Here is a 17,824-nt window from a genome sequence, read left to right as displayed (position 1 = left end):
ATGGACAAATTTATTAATATTGTATTAGTGGGGCCAATGGGTTGTGGCAAAACATCCGTTGGTCGTCGCCTTGCTTGCGTGTTAAAACGAGATTTTTTTGATACTGATTTTGAAATTGTCGCACGCACTGGTGTGGCAATTGAACATATTTTTGACATAGAAGGCGAAGCAGGATTTCGTCAGCGTGAAATGCAGATGCTTGAGGATTTGTGTAAAATTCCTAATGTTGTCATTGCCACAGGTGGTGGCATTGTGATCAAAGAGGAAAACCGTGCTTTACTTAAGCAAAATTGTTTTGTGGTGTATTTATCCTCAAGTGCTGAACAATTGGTTAAACGCACCGCAAGATCTAAATCACGCCCTTTACTAGAGCAATCAAACAACCGAGAGCAAACCATTCGTGATTTGTTGAATGCCAGAGAGGGGTTTTATCAAGAAGTGGCCAATGTGGTCATTGACACCACGGGTAGAAAACTCTATGCCATTATTAACGACATTAAAAAGGCGGTATTAAAGTGAAACGAATTTTAACTATTTTGGCGCTATTAGGTGCTATGAATGTTCAGGCACTAAGCACACAAGCATTTGTCAAGCAATTGCGCAACACACATCCTTTTTTTAATCAGCAAGCGCTATCAAGTCAAATCAAACAAATTGAAAAGCAGGCAACAGGCGCCAATGAAGATTGGATGGTTGCCTTGGATGGTTATTACAAAAGCGAAAATGCTGACAATATAGACGCAAGTGTTTACGACCAATTAAACACCACTTCAGTAGGTGTTTTTGCAACTAGAAAATATGCCAATACAGGTGGCAATATTACCTTCAAACACATTTTGACAGATAAAAGCAAAGACATTGGCAGTGTGCGCAGTCAGTTTTCAGTTGATTATAAGCATCCATTGTTAAGAAATAAGAGTGGCATTAACGACCGCCTGAATGCTGATGTGGCACAAATTTCTATTGATAAAAATACGCTAGAGCGCTTAGAAGCAGAAGAAAGTTTTATTTTGGCAAAACTGGAGCGCTTTATTGATTTGGCGTATGCACAAGAGCGGCAATTAATTAATGAACATCGATTGGCACTTGCTGGGAAAGAGTTAAATTTAGTGAAGCAAAAATACGCAGCTTCGGTGGTTGAAAAAGTGGATGTTTTGTTGCAACAAGATGCTTATCAACGGGCAAATCAGCAGTTGTTACAAGCGCAGCAAGATTTAACTTTGTTACGCCATGAAATCGCCATCACCCTGAGTTTAGATTTTACCAAGGCGGTGGCCGATACCGATTTATATCAAACCCACAACTTGCAAGCAATGGCTTTAAAGAAATATTTGTCAGACCACGCCAGAGTGTTAAAAATAAACGCTTTAACGCAAAAAACCTTCAAACGCCAATTACAGAGTTTTAAGGATAAATCCAAGGCAAAATTAGACTTGAATTTAGGTGTAAGTAGCGCAGGCGAGCATGGTAGCTATTCAGATGCATTCACACGACAAAGCCCGACTTGGAAAATTGGCTTGGGTTTGTCTTATCCACTGGGCGGCATTGAAAGTAACAGCAATATCAATAAAGCCAATATTCAACTGTTAAATTTAAAGCAAGCCCGACAAGAACAATGGCTTAATCTTTATATGCAAGCAAAAACGCTCAAGGAGAAAATTGGCTTATTGGAACAACTGTTACACGCTAACCAAACGCAAATTGACATTGCCAAAGCACGCACCACAGAGGAAAAAAAGCGTTATAACGACAGCAATGGACAAGCAAGTTTTGTTATCAATGCACAAAACAATGAACAAAATGCGCAACTAAATTATGCGCAAGTTGCCAAGAATTATCAAAAAACCGTGCTTAAATTCAAAGCCACTGTTGATCAACTAGTAAAATGAGTAACAGCCTTATCCAGTATCAAATAACACCCAAAAATACCAATGCACATATTTTTGAAGTACACTTAACACTGGATAACCCTAATCCAATGGGGCAAATATTTTCATTACCAAACTGGATTCTTGGCAGTTATTTAATTCGTGATTTTTCCAAGCATATTGTTAGCATTAAAGCACACAGCAACAAGCAAGAAATTAACATTAAGAAGCTTGATAAAAACCATTGGATTACTCAACCTTGCAAGCAAAAAATAACACTGATTTATGAAGTTTATGCCTTTGATTTGTCGGTGCGCTGTGCTTATTTAAGTAATCAGCGTGCGTTTTTTAATGGCAGTAGCGTGTTTTTACAGCCACTTGGTTTTGAAGACAGCCCGTGTGAAGTTTTGATTAACTACCCTAGAGATGCAGTCATAGGGCAGTGGCGTTGTGCAACCAGTTTGACACTAAAAGACAAGCAAAAAGAGGGTGAAATTTATACCGCCAACAACTACCTAGATTTAATTGATCATCCTGTTGAAATGGCAGATTTTACCCGTTTTGAATTTAGCCTAGCAAACACGCCGCACGCCATGACTATTACTGGCGAGCATTCCACTGATATCGATAGATTGCGAACTGATTTAATACGCATTTGCACGCATCACATTAATTTCTTTGGTGGGCATATTCCTTTTGATGATTATTTATTTTTAACCTTGGCAACTGGTAAGGATTATGGCGGTTTAGAGCATAAAAAATCCAGCAGTTTAATTTGCGCTAGGAAGGAATTGCCCACTCAAGATCAACCTGACATCACACCTGAATACACTCGCTTTTTGGCACTTTGCTCTCATGAATATTTTCACGCATGGTGGATAAAAACCATCAAACCCGCCAGTTTTCACAAACTGAATATGAGTGGTGAAAATTACACCGAACAACTGTGGATATTTGAAGGCTGGACTTCTTATTATGACGAACTCTCGTTATTGCGTGCTGAACTGCTTTCTGTTGAACAATATTTAAGCCTATTTGCACAAACCATTACCAAAGTGCAACAAGGGCATGGTCGCTACAAACAATCACTGGCGGCATCTAGTTTTGATGCGTGGACTAAATTCTATCAACAAGATGAAAATGCACCAAATGCGATTGTCAGTTACTATACCAAAGGCGCACTATTGGCATTTGTACTGGATATTGAAATACGCAAACGCACGAATGACAAACACACATTAGATGAAGTTTTACGCCTAATTTGGGACAATTACCAAACAACTGGATTGGAAGACGATACTGCGCAACGAGTGGTTGAGCATTTAACCCAAAGTGATTTTAATGCCTTTTTTGCTCAGTATTTATATGGTGTGGACGACTTGCCACTCAAGCAAGCTTTTGAATATATCGGCATCAATTGCGAATTTAATCACAAGCAAAATGATTTATCAAAATTTGGATTTGCCATTAATAACACACAAAAATATGCCGTTATTACTCATATTTTTGACAACACTTGCGCACAACTATCAGGACTGTATGTCGGGGACAAAATAGTTAATATTAATGGCAACGAAGTACCCGCCAAAACATTGGGAAAAGTGATGGATGGTTATGGCGAAGGTGAAGGTATTAAAATTAACATTTTAAGAGATGAATTGCCTAGTGAAATACCGCTTACTATTACCCATGGTGAAAAAATACACGCCACTTTAACACTCAATAGCAAAGCAAACAAAACTACCTTAAAACGACAAAAACAATGGCTCAAAGGTTGATGCTACTTTTTTAAAAATAAACCAAGTAATCTGACGCTCATCCTTAGTAAAACATCTGTACTGTTAATAAGTAGAGACCTTTGTATAAAGTATGAATGATTCATATTTATACAAAGGTCTTGCCATATCATTCATTTTATTTTTGAAAATGCTATAACACGATCCCAGTTTATTGTTTATTTGCTTCCAAAGAACTTTCTTTATATTTTCTCATTCTAAGCCCAATAAGAATATTCCAAATTATAACAACAGTAAAAACATTCCATTCTACAATATCGTTTATATGTTGAATGTGCGTTAGGAGTTGAAGCATAATAAGCATTATAGGCAACAGTGAAAAGAAAAATATAAATTTGTAAAAAATACTATTTTGCGCTTTAAGTAATTGAAAAGAAGCGATTACCTGAAATATGATAAGTGTTAAAAATGCAATCCCTGCAAAAAGCACATGTAGTTCTATAATGTAACTTGGATGAGACCGATGACCATCTTTAAAGGCTTCTGTAATAATAAGAGAAATAGGTAGAATAATGCAGCCAAGTGCAAACAATGTGTGTTTAATATTTGAGTGTATATGCGGATTTATTTTTTTTAAAAACTGAATAATAAAATACATGGATAGCCCTAATAACGGGGCAAGTGGCAAGATCAATGACCTATAAAAAAGACCTGAAAAAGGGTAGTCTCCCGCATTAGAAATGGAGGTGCATCCAGAAAAAGGGGGGAAGCATAAAATTGGGCTTTGTGTGGTTAGTATATAAATTAAATAAGAGCCGAAGGCCCATATCAATAAAAGTATCCCTGTTAGTAATATAGTGTTACTCGCTGGAATGCAACCTAATTTTAGAGTTTTTATGTGATTCATAATTTCCTATTTTATTTTGGTTATATTGTAGTATATTTTTTATTGTTATGCTTCTAAAATCTTTAAAATAATAAAAGATTATACACAAATACACCGAAAATTTATTGTCATTCGGATTCATAAAGTGCAAGCAGTGGATATAAAAAATACCATAAAGACGGTGTTTATTGAGTATAATTATTTATTAAATCACAATGGTGAACAATATGCGACAAGGACCCCTAAAAATCTTTTGCCATTGAAACAAACCTATGTTTAAAAATAAATACCAACTACTACAAAACACTTTCGGGTTTGATGCATTCCGTCCATTGCAAGAAGCGGTGGTGGATAAAATTTTGAATCGTGAAGATGTACTACTAATCTTGCCAACAGGGGGCGGAAAATCGTTATGTTATCAATTGCCGGCGTTGTTGATGGAGGGGGTCGTGGTAGTGGTTTCCCCTTTGTTGGCATTGATGCAAGATCAAGTTCACGGCTTGACAGCAAAGGGAATTCGATCAGTAATGATGTCGTCTATGCAAAGTGGGGAGGAAATTTGGCAAGCACAAAATGATTTGCAAAACGGTGCAGTAAAACTGGTTTTCGTTGCTCCCGAGCGCTTACAAAATGAGCAGTTTTTGAATTTTTTAACCACACTCAATATTGCCTTTTTTGCTATTGACGAAGCCCATTGCGTTAGTGAATGGGGGCATGAATTCCGTGCAGATTATCGTCAACTGGGTTTGTTAAAGTCCCATTTCCCCGAAGTCGGCATTGCCGCTTTTACGGCAACAGCGACCACGCAAGTGGAAAAAGACATTGTTAATCAATTACAATTTAGCCGTAGCGACAATATTATTCGTGGCAAAATTTATCGAGATAATTTGTTTATTAGCGTTCAATCTAGGCAGGGCAATGGGCATCAACAATTATTAGATTTTTTGAAAAATCACACGAATGAGCAGGGTATTATTTATACTTTGTCACGGAAAAACACCGAATCATTGAGTGCATTTCTAAGCACCCAAGGCTTAAAAGTGCGCGCTTACCACGCTGGATTGCCCACCGAAGAGCGCCACCAAGCATTCAGCGATTTTGTGAATGATGAGATTGACATCATGGTTGCCACCATTGCTTTTGGAATGGGTATTGATAAGAGCAACATCCGTTTCGTAGTACACATGACTATCCCTAAAACCATGGAAGCGTATTACCAAGAAATGGGTAGGGCAGGCAGAGATGGTATGAAAAGTGAAGTTTTGTTGCTTTATTCCACAGCAGATTTGGGCTTATTAGGGCGTTTTATTGCCGATATTGAAGACGAAGAGTACCGAAATTTAGCCTACCACAAACTTAATTTAATTAAAAAATACGCCTTTTCTGAAAGTTGTCGACATCAGGCACTCAGTCATTATTTTGATGATGAGATGCCCAAATGCGAAACCCAATGTGACAATTGCTTAAATCCCGATGTTGAGCGCAGCGACATTAGCGAACAGGCAAAGATGTTTTTATCAACCGTTTACCGCACCGAGCAAAATTTTGGACAAGTGTATATTGTTGATGTGTTATTAGGCTCAAAAAACAAAAAAGTACTCAACAATGGGCATCAAGATTTATCCGTCTATGGTATTGGCAATGCGACCAGTAAGGCTTTGTGGAAAATTATTGGCGACCGTTTGTTGGAAATAGACGCATTAACGGTCAATGAATTTAAAGCTTTAAAGTTAACCAATTTTGCCATGAAAATCTTAAAATCGGAACAAGCCGTAGATATTCGCAGTCGCAATTTACAACAAAACACTAAAGTTGTTACGCAAATTAAACAACAAGAATACGCAGTAGATGAAAAGATTTTAGAGGCCTTGCAAGCCCTTAGACGAGAAATTGCCAGAGAAGAGAATATGCCTGCTTATATTATTTTTGACAATAAAGCCTTAACAGAGATGGCACATTTTTTACCCGATAGCGAAGAAAAACTACTACAAATTAACGGTGTGGGAAAAATCAAACTTGAAAAATACGGCACTCGTTTTTTAGACCTGTTAGCCACCCTAAGAACAGATGATTTTCAAGCGCCCATCGCCAAAACCAAGCCCACCACCCAAAAACTACACCCCACTTACCAAGCCACTCTAGCACTCATCGAGCAAGAGGAAACCATAGAGCACATTTGTCAACAACGCGATTTAACCCTCTCCACCGTACTCAGCCACATCAACAAACTGGCAAACATCGGCAAAATTGAACACACCAAAAGACAACAATTATTCGCCACAGTTCCCACCAACGAAACCGTTACTCACTGGATTATGCAAGGTCTTGAAGAAGTGGGTTCAATTGAAAAAATACACCACCATTTAGCAATTTTTAAACAGCTTAATCAAATAGATTAAAAAAGCATGATGATTGCTCATATTTATGCAAAGACCTTAATATAATGATAGGTAAAATACAAGGTCATATTTGTTTTGCACAGAAAGAACGCGCTTAGAGCTAAAAAAAAGGATTGAGAATGATAAATAATAAAAAGGTTAAAAAACCATTGGCATTGGATGCAATAATCCAAGACACGCAAAAAATAAATTTCAATATGACAAGCGAAAATGATGTTGGCGCTTTACTGAGAACACTTGCAGCAACTAAAAATAACGGCTGTTCTTTCTTAGAATTGGGCACTGGAACTGGATGTCAACATCATGGATATTGGATGGAATGAGCAATACTGACACATTAATTACCATGGATAACGATCAAACCTTATTGGACATAGCCAATAAATATTTAGGCCACGATGAGAGATTAACCTTGGTGTGCGAAGATGGGGATGAGTTTATACAAAGGATATATAAAGAACAGAAAAAATTTGACTTTATCTTTGCAGATACCTAGTCTGGTAAGTATCAATTGTTAGCACAAACTTTGGATATGTTGAATATAGGCGGGTTGTATATTATTGACGATATGAAAGAACAAGAAAATTGGCCAGAAGGGCACGAATTAAAAGTGAAAGAATTGTTGGAGGTTTTAAACAGCAGAATCGATTTGTCTGTGATTAATATGGACTGGTCATGTGGTGTATTGCTTTGTACAAAAATTGATAAAGGATCTTGAGTTTTAATGATTCAGTTTACGCATTTAACGGCATTAAGTTATTTTGGGTTGCGCTAGAACAAAGCTGATAAAGTTTAAGGGAATGAATAAAAATGTGTTTAAATACTCCCCTTTATAAAATGTGAATTTAAATTTAGAGACCTTTGTATAAATATGGATTCTTGATGATTATTCATAATTTATGCAAAGGTCTCATTTAATAATTGCAAGCAAAGCCTACGCAAGATTTTGTTTGATAATTTCAGAAAAGAGCCGCTTAACTAGTTAATACCCAATTAAAAAATTGGTACAAAGTAAGAGGAGATAATGTTAAAAATAGAAAAAGCCCCAAGTGCAAATCTAAGGACAATTAATATTGAGTCTTTGGACATTTCTTTAAAAGAAATAAATTGTCTGTAACGCATAAATTTAAAGCGCCTAGTTTGCAAAGCGTTAAAGATAGACTGGAGTCTGATGTGTGGCAAAATGTTGCTAATCTTAAGGCAGTTTGTTGTCAGATTGTGCGCACAGTAACCACTGAAAATGTTGCATCTTGGAACTAATTATGAATTCATTACAAACGGTGAAGGGTTTAATAAGTCAGAATTTTACTATTATAGCTTGCAATTGCATTGCTAATAACGACATAGCAAGGCTATATCAAATGGGGTTAGATGACAAAGCTATTGCTTGTCTGTCTAAAATTAGCAACAAAGATCTTAAGTTGCTAACTTTGGCTTTTGAGAAGGCGTTGTCCATACAAACACAAGTGGATTCAAATATTTTGGTGAGCGTATTAATCAACCATTCAAAGCAGTATGAGCAAGAAATTTTAATTAATAATTTAATTACATCTGGTGCAAGTTTTGAAATGATTAGATATTTTATTAAAACCCATACAAATCGCACACATACACAGTTGCGTCAAGATTTTAAAGTGAACGATTCAGAGATTCATAAAAGCAATAAGGCAATACCGCAAAGCACAGCTGATAAGTTTTTTGAATCATTTTTAGTAAAAAATCAATCCATTAACGCCCAAGACATTTTAACCTTTTCAAGAGACAACAATTATTCTGTCAATTCAATATGGCGAGAATTAAAGTTTTTTATTAATAACGATGTTAATGCCCCAAACAATCAAATACTGCTAAAATAAAAATAAGGTCTTTTTTATCATGAAAAAGACCAATGGCATGGTGTTGAGAGTCGTCAATATTCTCAAATAAAACCAAGCAAGTGTATGTAGGAAAACTGGCGACCTTAATGTGGATTTGTGGGATTTTTATTGTCTAAAATTTAGCATACCATTACTGGGTGTGTTAAATTGATATATTTTTTTAAAAATTGTTGATAATCATACAGGTTAAAGGATAAATAAGTAAAAAGGTAATAAATAGAGTAAAATTATAGTAAAGAACAATATAATAAATAATTAAACGCAAATATAATGAATAAATTAATTTTAATACTTGTGCCATTGATGCTAGTGATGGCTAGTTGCAATACAAATAAATCTAAACAAAATACAGGCAGTCAAATTAAATCAAAAATTAAATCACAAATTAAATCACAAAATCCTGTGCCAGTCACTCTCACCACTCAAAATCCTCAAAAAACTTCTACCCCAGCCAAAGATCCAAAGAAAACAACAGACAGCCAAATAACGATTAGAAATATTGAAACATTTGCACAGGCGAATCCACTTGATGTCGTTATTAGCATTAAATTTGCAAAATCAATAGTCACCGTAAAGCAGGCGATTGAAGATATTTTGGTTAAATCAGGTTATACACTCGATAATAATTATGCGTCTGAACAAGTGAACAAATTTAGCTTGCCAGAGGTGCATCGAACCATTGGGCCAATTGCACTTAAAAGGGCAATTAAAGTTTTACTAGGCGCTGCATGGGATTTGCAAGTGGATGAGATAACTAGAACGGTTCAAATTATTCAAATCGGAGGCACTGCATTGCAAGCGTTGAGTCCCAATACCAAGGTCTTATTAAAAGGCGTTATAAACCCAGGTGCGTTAGATGAAGTGGCGGCTATATCAATTAACGATGAGTTGCTATCTGAAGCGCTTGGTAAAATATTGCCAAATGGTTGGCGTGTTAGGCTAGAGGGGGAAGGGCTTAGTCAAAAAACTGTGAGTGCAATATCTGAAGATCTGAAGCGTGAAAATGTTATTAAACAAATACTGTTAAATGTGGGGGCTACAGGGTATTTTTATAAAAAGTTAAAAATTTTGGTTGTGCGCAACAACACTAAGGTGATCAAATAATGACAATGAAGAAATTAATTTTAATACTTGTACCATTGGCGCTCATTATGTCAGGTTGCAATAGTAACGAATATGAAAAAAACACAAGCAGCAAGGTTAAGGGAATGTTATCCCAAAAGCTTGCACCAGTTGCCTTTGAAAAAGTGCCGACGCCTGCTTTCATTAGCATTAAAGAGCCACAAGATTTGAAGCTTGCGCAAAAAGTAAATGTTTCGGTTAATCAGCCCATTAATATTATCGCCGCCATAGATTTTGCCGATAATTCTTTGTCGGTGTCGCCAGATTCAGGCGTGGATTTAAGTAAGAAATTTCATGTTAAATTTAACAATCAAACGCTGTCTCGTTATTTTGATTATCTGCAAAATATAACGGGATACAGTGTTGAATTAAATAATGGCATTGTCTATATAAAATCCATTCAGTCAAAAACATGGAATTTACAAACACTATCAATAAACAACACTTTAAGTTTGACATCGTCTAATCCTAAATCTAATTTTAAATCCAAATCCAAGTCTGGAGTGAAATCAAATTATGCCTGGATGAATATTGTTAATCAAGTTAAGTCCATTGTCTCTTCTGATGGCAGTAACGAAACCATTCGCTCTAATAGACCATCCAAGTCCCAAGAAAAAAAGCGCATTGCTCTTGTGATGCACAATCAACAACAAGGCACTATTTCTGCAATTGCGCTACCTTCTAAGATTAAAGCGGTTGATGCTTGGCTTGGCGGTTTAATTAAGTCAAGCAATCGTCAAGTGCACTTGCAGGTTCAGGTACTTGATGTTATTGTGGATGAATCGGTTGGCAGGGGCATTGATTGGAGTCTTATCTCTCGGCAATCGTCTGCCTTTAAAATTGAAAGCAAGTCAAAACAAGAAATTAAAGGTTCTGGGTATATAACACTAGGTACCCCTGAGTCTGTCGTACTGGACTTGGGTAAAAAGATTACACTTGGTGCAATGCTTAATTTTTTGCGTAAGCAGGGCAAGGTTAAAGTTGACAATCAGCCTAATATTACTGTGACTAATGGTCGTGAGGCTTATATTACCACAGGCGATGAATTCAGCTACATCTCCTCCATTGAATCGGAAAAAGATGCACAAGGTCAAGTTTCAATCACAGCAGAAGTTCAAAGAATGAATGTTGGTGTTGATATGCGCGTAACACCTAAAATTTTGCCAGACAATCGTATTGTTGTTGATATTGTGCCAATTATATCAAGCATCAAATCATTTTCAACGCTAACGAGTGGTGTTGAAGGCTCGGTTCAAGAGTTTCAGACGCCTAATATTGCACTACAAAAATTAACCACTCAAGTGATTGTTGAAAGTGGAAGGACAATACACCTAGGTGGGTTAATTGCGTCAAAAATCGCTAGTGCAGTTAAGGGCTTACCTAGTGATGGCATTATGAATTTTTTCTTTAGAGGTGTGAAAAAATCTTTAGAGCGTAGAGAGATTGTGATTTTAATCACACCAACAATTGTAAAATAAAAAAAAGATAGATAGGTTTACCAATGCAGGCACTTTTCTAGTATTATATTGAGACCTTTGTATAAATATGGGTAATTAACAACATTTAATTTTTGTCAATTTAACATCCCTGCATTAGGTGTGAATGTTAAACTAAAGGGTAAATTTTATTCAGTTGTAAATTTTTATAAAGCTTATTCTGGCAGGGTTAAAATGGGCTTTATAAAAATTTATAAATGAGTGAAAATTGACCTTTAATTAATATTTATGCAAAGGTGTCTTGTATTAAAAGTAGTGGCGCACAATTAACAGAATAGGCCTTGGGTTTATTCTTATTAACTAGAGATTGCGTTGTTTGCTACGGATATTATAATTCAAATTTTCACTCTGAAGCGCTTGCATTTAAATCAGGTAAAGCGTTAAATAGGCAATGAATAATTAACCAGTTAACATGTTTAAACCAAACACTCAATTTAATAACGATAAACACAACTATTATGTTGCACTTGACCATGTTATCGCAAGTGATAACGCAAGTGAAGTTGATGATATCCATTTTATTTCTGAACAGAAGACCATTGGCAATTTGGAAATTAGCTTTATAAACGATTACAAAATAACCGAGCAGGCCAATCCAATTGGTTTTTGGCAAACCATATTAAATAACTATAAATTTAATTACTCAAGTAATTTTAAATATAAGTTTACTATTGACACGGAATTGTATTTAATTTCATTTGACACAAGCAAAGGCATAACTTTACATGCTGATGCCAATCTTGTTCGTCTTGATGAATTTAATGATATTGAAGTTAATCCCAATAATTTTAACATTTTTAAAGTTATTAAGACAAAGCGGCAAGCAAAACAAGAAAACAGTCTGTTTTGGCGTAATACCATCTTGCAGCATGTCGTTTTCTATGTGTTGTTTTTAAGTGGTATATTTGCTTATTATCAATATAAAGCGAATACTTTTAGCGAAATAAATAAGTCTTTATTCCCCTTAAAAGTAACTGCCATGAATTTGAATGAAGAAATTAACAACATCAAAGGTAGTGTCATAGTGTTGGAAGCAACTATCCAGCAAGCCCATATTGAAAATTTATTATATATTGTAGAAAGTGTTAATATAAAAAATAGCACCATTGATTTAACACAATCTTCTGCGGTGATAACGGTTAGTTTAAGCGATTTAGATATGGTGAAGCATCTTGCCAAAACTAATAATATTGCGTTAACAATCAACAGAAACTTTATTGACGATACAGCAGATGTTTCTTGGAAAGTTAAGGATGACTTATGACTTTTAATGCATCAAATGAGTTTAAAAGATCGGCAATATTGATCATTGTTAATATAGGTATTATATTTGCCATTTATAGTGTTTTTAGCAAAAAGTTTTATGAAATTAATTTACCATATTTAGAGCAAAAATTTAACAATGAAAAAGCGTTTATTGGTGATTTACAACAGCAACTCAGCAATTTAAAGGGTGTATTGACCGTCAATAAGGCTAATTTAACAAAACAAATGTTGATTTTTAAAACTATTGTTTCGGCTTTTGATGATGTTAAAATAGTTGCCTTTGATACAAATTCCAAAGGTTTTGTTTATGCCATTAGCGGCAATACCAAAAGCATCGTGTTGTTGTCCTATAAAGTCAATAGAGCAATTGTCAACCATGCTATTAGGGCACAGATTCAAAAGTTGCTAGTCAAAAATGGCTCTAGCGTTTTAAAAGTTCAAATTTTTGGAGTAAATAATGATTAAAAATAGTATAATGCTAATGATTATGTTGAGCACTGCTTATATAGCAGATGCACAAACGGCAATTAAAGCACAAGAAGCTCGTTTAGATAACCTAAACTATCTTGCTTACAAAGTTAAAGCATTAAAGTTTGAAGCAGAATTGGCAAAACTTAGAAAGCAATGTCAAAATAATGACGGATGCTTAAACGATACAGATAACCCTCTTATTGCAGCACCAATTGTTGCTAAAAAAGTGCAAAATAATGTTAAACAAGTGATAAATAAGGAAGTAAATATTAATGCGCTCTCAATTGCTGGGATTGTTAATAAAAGAGTTGCCTTTAGGGGAGTCAGCGGTTTTTTTCAAGTAGGAGATGTCTTGGATAATGGCATTAAAATTAAAGTCATTACAGATTCAAGTGTCACTTTGGCGAGTGCCATTAATGACAACATTCAAAAAACAATAACAATTAACTGGGCAATGAAGTAATGAGCATTTGGGATGAGATCAAGCCAGCACTACACAGGCTATCTGTTAAAACAGACAGTTTAAGTGAAGTGCTGTTGTCAGAAGACGAGACGCTCATCCCACATTTGGTTGAAAATTTGGAATTTGATGCTGTAAAAAAAGTGCTAAAAGAAACCCTTGGTTTGACAACATTTGATAAAGATTACCCAGATGTTCGCGTTGTTGATAGCAGTGATTCCTATTTGATTGTTGAACATAATGGCGAATTTTTGGCGTTCAGCACCAATCCTTTTTCTAGCTTGGAGTCGTTTAGAATTCGTAATTCCTCTTTAATGGGTGAAAAATTAAACCCAAGCGTCAGTATTGGTTTAATTAATGTTAACAACAATTTATTGCTTAAAAACACCCCTGCACAAAAAGAAGAGTTGAACGCCATTCATTCAAAAAAGATAGTTACTCTACTTTTTAAAAAAGCCGTTGAATTGGGTGTGAGTGACATCCATATACAACCTAGAAATACCAGCCATATATGTTTTAAATTTAGACTAGATGGCATGATAATTAATTCGGAAATAGCAGATGTTAGCAACACTGCATTTCAATCTATTGCTGCTGAAATCAATGTATTATTTGGCATTGATATTGGTAAATACAATGCAATTCAAGAACGCCAATCTGAAACTTCTAAAATTAATGTTTTTGACAATAAGAAAAAATCTGTCAGTCTCAGGTTGGAGTTAAATCCACTCCATGTGAAATTTAAAAAAGGAGCGCAAGCAGGCAAACATATTCCTAATTATGTCATTCGACTAATCAGTTCCGCCTCTTTTAGGGTTTTGAGTGATATAGGGCTAACAGATTTGCAAGTACAAGAGATCAGTAGATTTTGCAAACACAATAACGCTGGAATTTTTATTGCTGGCCCAACAGGATCTGGTAAAACAACATTGGCTTATGCAGTTTTAGCTGAAATACATAGCCAAAGAAATGGCATTAGCGTTATGTCTGTTGAAGATCCAGTTGAGGTTGATTTGCCAAATACACAACAAATAGAGATTAAAGAGAATCTTAATTTTGAACAGGCTTTAAAGGCAATTTTAAGATCTGACCCAGATGTGGTATTTTGTGGTGAAATTAGAGACAAATCAACAGCCCACCATGTGTGTGCAACAAGGGAAGTTGGCAATACAATTTTAACCACAATTCACGCCGATAAATCATTTGATATTATTGATAGATTAAAAAGCACAAGTAGCAAAGACAGCTTTGCAGTTGCCCTTGATACTATTGCAAAAACAATATCAATCATTATTATGCCAAGGCTCGTTAGGCAAGTGTGTCAATATTGTGCACTTGATGTTACTGCTGAAAAAGACACTCTTTTTAAGAAGTACAGTGGATATTTTACCGCCAATTCAATTTTGATTAAAAAAGCGAATAGCAATGGCTGCCAATACTGTTCATACGGATATAAGGGTAGAACTCAAGTTGCCGAAGTATTTGTTATTAATAGCATACTTCAGCAAATGATTATTGACAATGCTTCAAGCGACAAAATACATGCTGAAGCCCTAAGAGGGCAAAGTAAAGACATTTACTCTAGTGCCATCACGCTTGTTAAAGAGGGTAAAACAACATTAGACGAGATAACCAGAATACTTCCGTCCAAAGTTTACTTTGGCACGGAGTGCAACGCATCACAAGGAAAGTGACATTTAAATTCAATATAAAGGGATAAAAAATGAAAGACGAGAAGACAATGAAACAAAGGGGTTTTTCACTGATTGAACTGGTAATTGTTATTGCAATTATTGCAGTACTATCTGTGGTTGTGCTATTTTCAGGCAGTCAAATGTTTTCGGAAGGGACAAAACGAGGGGTGCTAATTGACACAACAGTCGCCATTCCTGCTGCAATCAATCTATGTTCAAAAATACATCGAGGGGATTTATCTGGTTGCAACAAAGAGAGTTTGATGCGTAAAGTCCCGACACTTGATGAAAAAACCGCTTGTGGCGATTTATGGTCAATTGCCTCAGCAGACGATCAAGTGGTTTTAACATATCCACTGACATCATGTGAAGACAGGAAGGATATAGGTAAAGATATTGTTGAATATGTTTTAGAGTTGCCTAGGATTTCTAAGCCTAATACTGCATATACAGATTCGGACTTTACAATCAGAATAACTTATTTAAAAAAATAGCAACAGTGAGATATTTGGTTAAATATATTGTTGCAGATATCGTTGCATCATCGGTTGTTATTATTGATGATGATAGTAACGATATCGCCAAAGATATTGCCAAAAAATTAGCAATTAATTGTGCCCAAATTTTAAAATACAATCGAGAATATGGTAGAATTAAAAAAATTATCCAAGATGACGATTTACTGATTATCTTATCAACACTGGAGGCAACACATTTATCGGGTTTAAAGACATTAGAACAGTCATTGGTAGACACTATTTTAGATTTCTATCCCAATGATAAAAACTTGAAAAATCAAACTAAAATATGGGCAATGAAAAACCTTTCTTTAACAGCAATGCTTGATTCTATTAATGTTGATAAAGTGATAATTATTCTTTTAGAATCTGGCGGTGCTGGTGATATGTCGCAAGCATTCAAGGAGGCTAAAAAATATTTAAAGTTATCAAGTGAAGAGAGTGGACTTTACAAAACTGATATTTTGTCAAATATTTCGTTTAGCGCTCTTTCTTTAGGGTTGATTTTAGGTATGCCATTTATGCTGGCAGATCCTTATAATAAAATTATAAAAGCAAAAAAAATAGCAGAACCAGTTGTAATTACTTTGATAAATTTTATTGTTGATAATATTGGTAGCATTGTTTTTGCTTCAGCTGCAATAGTAACCTTGGCTGTCTTTTCATTTACCAATCAAAGGATGTTTAATCGTTTGATGGGTTTGCAACCTTGGAAAAGTGTTGCTGATTTGCAAAATTTGAAAAGTGCAATGAATTTTTTACCCATTTATACCACACTAAAAAAAATCAATCATTTGGATATTGAAGTTGTTCGTTTTTATCAGAAAATTCAAAAAAATATCGGCAATGAGTTGGCTAGTTGTATTGGTAGTGGGCAATCATTATCGCAGGCGATTACCAACACATCGTTATCAAAAAAAATATCAAAACAGTTGTCGGTTATATTTGATATTGAAAATCCAAGTATAAGGAGTGAAGTTGTCGAAAGTACGATAGGGGTTCTGAGTGTGCAAATAAAAAAACAAGCAAAAAAAATATCAATTTTAATGCTGTTAATTAGGAATTTATTTTTACTCTCAGCAATATTATTCTTTGTAGGTGTTTATGCCACAGGATTGTCATTATGATGAAAATTAAAAACAAGCAACTGGGTTTTACTTTAATTGAGTTAATGCTTGTACTTGCAGTTGTTGCAATGCTCATGCAGATTAAAATTAAAGCAGATGCTGAAGCCAATGTTGTTGAACAAATTGAGGTGGATGTTAAAAGAACCATGCAAGAAATAGGGTATATCCAAGCAGCGGCTAGTGGCTATCTTGCTGATGAGGGTAAATGGCCAGATTTTGCAAACCAATGTAATAATGCCATTAATACACTTAAGACCACCGCTGAGGCATACCTGAATTATGTTACGACAACAAGTCCTTACAATACGCCATATATAACAGCATGTGACTCAAAGACCTTTGAAGTCCGAGTAAAAAGCAACAAAGATTTTGCAGCACCTTATATTGCATCTCAGTACCCTGGATCAAGGCTTTTATCCGATCCAAATGGAGACACAAGTGCAAGTTCTATTCCTAGGCCTCTCTCACTCTCACAGTTTTTATCGCTAGATGGGTTTCGTTCTATGAGGGGTGATTTTGGTATGGGCGGAAATTCAATTATAGGCGTTCATGACATAAACCTTGATGGGCAAAGTATTAAACTGGGTATCGGTCAATTTGTTTCGATGGGGAGTGTGGTACTCGGTGGTTTAGATGCCGTTGTAAGTAAACCAAACTGCTCACACGAAAACGCTAAAAAAGGCACACCTAAAATTTTCTTGAGAGTGCAAGGTGTTACCACTAAACCTGGCGGAATACTAGGTATTAGAAATATATCTTGGTCTGCTAGGTTCGAGGATAAAGATCAATCAACATGGAGACTGGGTACAAAAGGGTTGAGCTCAATTTCAGGCCTTGCTGAAGTTTTTTGTGATTACGGAGACTGGAATAAGTTGAAATAGAAAATTATCAAAACAAGGTGAAA

General features: G+C 35.5%; 19 protein-coding genes. 18 read left to right on the top strand and 1 reads right to left on the bottom strand.

What is annotated here, in order from left to right; translation table 11 throughout:
* Genes MS2017_RS05690 through MS2017_RS05680 form a run of 3 tightly spaced genes read left to right on the top strand, consistent with a single transcriptional unit; the run spans position 1 to position 3,646 of the window.
* A complete protein-coding gene (locus MS2017_RS05690; RefSeq protein ID WP_122951553.1) occupies positions 1 to 519 on the top strand; it encodes a shikimate kinase in 519 nt (172 codons plus the stop codon).
* A complete protein-coding gene (locus MS2017_RS05685; RefSeq protein ID WP_241156906.1) occupies positions 516 to 1,889 on the top strand; it encodes a TolC family protein in 1,374 nt (457 codons plus the stop codon). Before MS2017_RS05690 ends, MS2017_RS05685 begins: the two co-directional genes overlap by 4 nt.
* The gene (locus tag MS2017_RS05680; protein WP_122951552.1) at positions 1,886 to 3,646 is read left to right on the top strand and encodes a M61 family metallopeptidase; all 1,761 of its coding nucleotides are present in this window, start codon (positions 1,886 to 1,888) and stop codon (positions 3,644 to 3,646) included. The genes MS2017_RS05685 and MS2017_RS05680 overlap by 4 nt, the downstream gene beginning before the upstream one ends.
* A 169-nt stretch (positions 3,647 to 3,815) precedes the next feature.
* Here the strand turns inward: MS2017_RS05680 and MS2017_RS11240 are convergent, their stop codons facing one another.
* A complete protein-coding gene (locus MS2017_RS11240; protein ID WP_164707622.1) occupies positions 3,816 to 4,511 on the bottom strand; it encodes a hypothetical protein in 696 nt (231 codons plus the stop codon).
* Positions 4,512 to 4,762: 251 nt separating this feature from the next.
* On the opposite strand from MS2017_RS11240, the gene recQ reads away from it, so the two are divergent.
* From recQ to MS2017_RS05615, 15 genes are all read left to right on the top strand, one after another.
* Positions 4,763 to 6,889, top strand: coding sequence for a DNA helicase RecQ (gene recQ, locus MS2017_RS05670; protein ID WP_122951551.1), 2,127 nt, complete (start codon positions 4,763 to 4,765; stop codon positions 6,887 to 6,889).
* A 119-nt stretch (positions 6,890 to 7,008) separates the two neighbouring features.
* On the top strand, positions 7,009 to 7,212 hold the full coding sequence (locus MS2017_RS11685; RefSeq protein WP_241156905.1) for a hypothetical protein: 204 nt from the start codon (positions 7,009 to 7,011) through the stop codon (positions 7,210 to 7,212).
* 23 nt (positions 7,213 to 7,235) lie between these two features.
* Complete coding sequence (locus tag MS2017_RS11680; protein WP_241156904.1) at positions 7,236 to 7,385, top strand: polyamine aminopropyltransferase; 150 nt, start codon at positions 7,236 to 7,238, stop codon at positions 7,383 to 7,385.
* A 15-nt stretch (positions 7,386 to 7,400) separates the two neighbouring features.
* A complete protein-coding gene (locus tag MS2017_RS11675) occupies positions 7,401 to 7,607 on the top strand; it encodes a hypothetical protein (protein WP_241156903.1) in 207 nt (68 codons plus the stop codon).
* A 389-nt stretch (positions 7,608 to 7,996) separates the two neighbouring features.
* A complete protein-coding gene (locus tag MS2017_RS11235; RefSeq protein WP_164707621.1) occupies positions 7,997 to 8,149 on the top strand; it encodes a hypothetical protein in 153 nt (50 codons plus the stop codon).
* 2 nt (positions 8,150 to 8,151) lie between these two features.
* Entirely contained in the window at positions 8,152 to 8,745 is a 594-nt protein-coding gene (locus tag MS2017_RS05660; RefSeq protein WP_122951550.1) for an STY4526/YPO1902 family pathogenicity island replication protein, read from the top strand.
* Positions 8,746 to 9,036: 291 nt separating this feature from the next.
* The gene (pilL2, locus tag MS2017_RS05655) at positions 9,037 to 9,870 is read left to right on the top strand and encodes a PFGI-1 class ICE element type IV pilus protein PilL2 (protein ID WP_122951549.1); all 834 of its coding nucleotides are present in this window, start codon (positions 9,037 to 9,039) and stop codon (positions 9,868 to 9,870) included.
* Positions 9,871 to 9,875: 5 nt separating this feature from the next.
* The gene (locus MS2017_RS05650) at positions 9,876 to 11,366 is read left to right on the top strand and encodes a type II secretion system protein GspD (RefSeq protein WP_164707620.1); all 1,491 of its coding nucleotides are present in this window, start codon (positions 9,876 to 9,878) and stop codon (positions 11,364 to 11,366) included.
* 430 nt (positions 11,367 to 11,796) lie between these two features.
* Entirely contained in the window at positions 11,797 to 12,648 is an 852-nt protein-coding gene (locus MS2017_RS05645; protein WP_122951547.1) for a hypothetical protein, read from the top strand.
* Positions 12,645 to 13,115, top strand: coding sequence for a hypothetical protein (locus tag MS2017_RS05640; RefSeq protein ID WP_122951546.1), 471 nt, complete (start codon positions 12,645 to 12,647; stop codon positions 13,113 to 13,115). Before MS2017_RS05645 ends, MS2017_RS05640 begins: the two co-directional genes overlap by 4 nt.
* Positions 13,108 to 13,584: a hypothetical protein gene (locus tag MS2017_RS05635; protein ID WP_122951545.1), complete on the top strand. Its 477-nt coding sequence runs from the start codon at positions 13,108 to 13,110 to the stop codon at positions 13,582 to 13,584. Before MS2017_RS05640 ends, MS2017_RS05635 begins: the two co-directional genes overlap by 8 nt.
* Complete coding sequence (locus MS2017_RS05630; RefSeq protein WP_071563186.1) at positions 13,584 to 15,275, top strand: GspE/PulE family protein; 1,692 nt, start codon at positions 13,584 to 13,586, stop codon at positions 15,273 to 15,275. Before MS2017_RS05635 ends, MS2017_RS05630 begins: the two co-directional genes overlap by 1 nt.
* A gap of 29 nt (positions 15,276 to 15,304) precedes the next feature.
* The gene (locus MS2017_RS05625) at positions 15,305 to 15,769 is read left to right on the top strand and encodes a prepilin-type N-terminal cleavage/methylation domain-containing protein (RefSeq protein ID WP_122951544.1); all 465 of its coding nucleotides are present in this window, start codon (positions 15,305 to 15,307) and stop codon (positions 15,767 to 15,769) included.
* Positions 15,770 to 15,783: 14 nt separating this feature from the next.
* Positions 15,784 to 16,920 carry a hypothetical protein gene (locus MS2017_RS05620; protein ID WP_122951543.1) on the top strand — a complete coding sequence of 379 codons (1,137 nt, stop codon included), beginning with the start codon at positions 15,784 to 15,786 and terminating at the stop codon, positions 16,918 to 16,920.
* On the top strand, positions 16,917 to 17,801 hold the full coding sequence (locus MS2017_RS05615) for a prepilin-type N-terminal cleavage/methylation domain-containing protein (RefSeq protein WP_071563189.1): 885 nt from the start codon (positions 16,917 to 16,919) through the stop codon (positions 17,799 to 17,801). The genes MS2017_RS05620 and MS2017_RS05615 overlap by 4 nt, the downstream gene beginning before the upstream one ends.
* The last annotated feature ends 23 nt before the right edge of the window (positions 17,802 to 17,824 follow it).

It is taken from the genome of Bathymodiolus thermophilus thioautotrophic gill symbiont (genome assembly GCF_003711265.1).
Lineage (GTDB): Bacteria > Pseudomonadota > Gammaproteobacteria > PS1 > Pseudothioglobaceae > Thiodubiliella.
Note: the sequence above shows the minus strand (reverse complement) of the source record. Positions and strands in the feature narration are given on the sequence as shown.

Bases quoted from the DNA above. Each gene is read 5' to 3' on its own strand.
- MS2017_RS05690 (WP_122951553.1), top strand. From the start codon at position 1: ATGGACAAATTTATTAATATTGTATTAGTGGGGCCAATGGGTTGTGGC.
- MS2017_RS05680 (WP_122951552.1), top strand. From the start codon at position 1,886: ATGAGTAACAGCCTTATCCAGTATCAAATAACACCCAAAAATACCAAT.
- MS2017_RS11240 (WP_164707622.1), bottom strand. From the start codon at position 4,511: ATGAATCACATAAAAACTCTAAAATTAGGTTGCATTCCAGCGAGTAAC.
- recQ (WP_122951551.1), top strand. From the start codon at position 4,763: ATGTTTAAAAATAAATACCAACTACTACAAAACACTTTCGGGTTTGAT.
- MS2017_RS11685 (WP_241156905.1), top strand. From the start codon at position 7,009: ATGATAAATAATAAAAAGGTTAAAAAACCATTGGCATTGGATGCAATA.
- MS2017_RS11680 (WP_241156904.1), top strand. From the start codon at position 7,236: ATGGATAACGATCAAACCTTATTGGACATAGCCAATAAATATTTAGGC.
- MS2017_RS05660 (WP_122951550.1), top strand. From the start codon at position 8,152: ATGAATTCATTACAAACGGTGAAGGGTTTAATAAGTCAGAATTTTACT.
- pilL2 (WP_122951549.1), top strand. From the start codon at position 9,037: ATGAATAAATTAATTTTAATACTTGTGCCATTGATGCTAGTGATGGCT.
- MS2017_RS05650 (WP_164707620.1), top strand. From the start codon at position 9,876: ATGAAGAAATTAATTTTAATACTTGTACCATTGGCGCTCATTATGTCA.
- MS2017_RS05645 (WP_122951547.1), top strand. From the start codon at position 11,797: ATGTTTAAACCAAACACTCAATTTAATAACGATAAACACAACTATTAT.
- MS2017_RS05640 (WP_122951546.1), top strand. From the start codon at position 12,645: ATGACTTTTAATGCATCAAATGAGTTTAAAAGATCGGCAATATTGATC.
- MS2017_RS05635 (WP_122951545.1), top strand. From the start codon at position 13,108: ATGATTAAAAATAGTATAATGCTAATGATTATGTTGAGCACTGCTTAT.
- MS2017_RS05630 (WP_071563186.1), top strand. From the start codon at position 13,584: ATGAGCATTTGGGATGAGATCAAGCCAGCACTACACAGGCTATCTGTT.
- MS2017_RS05625 (WP_122951544.1), top strand. From the start codon at position 15,305: ATGAAAGACGAGAAGACAATGAAACAAAGGGGTTTTTCACTGATTGAA.
- MS2017_RS05615 (WP_071563189.1), top strand. From the start codon at position 16,917: ATGATGAAAATTAAAAACAAGCAACTGGGTTTTACTTTAATTGAGTTA.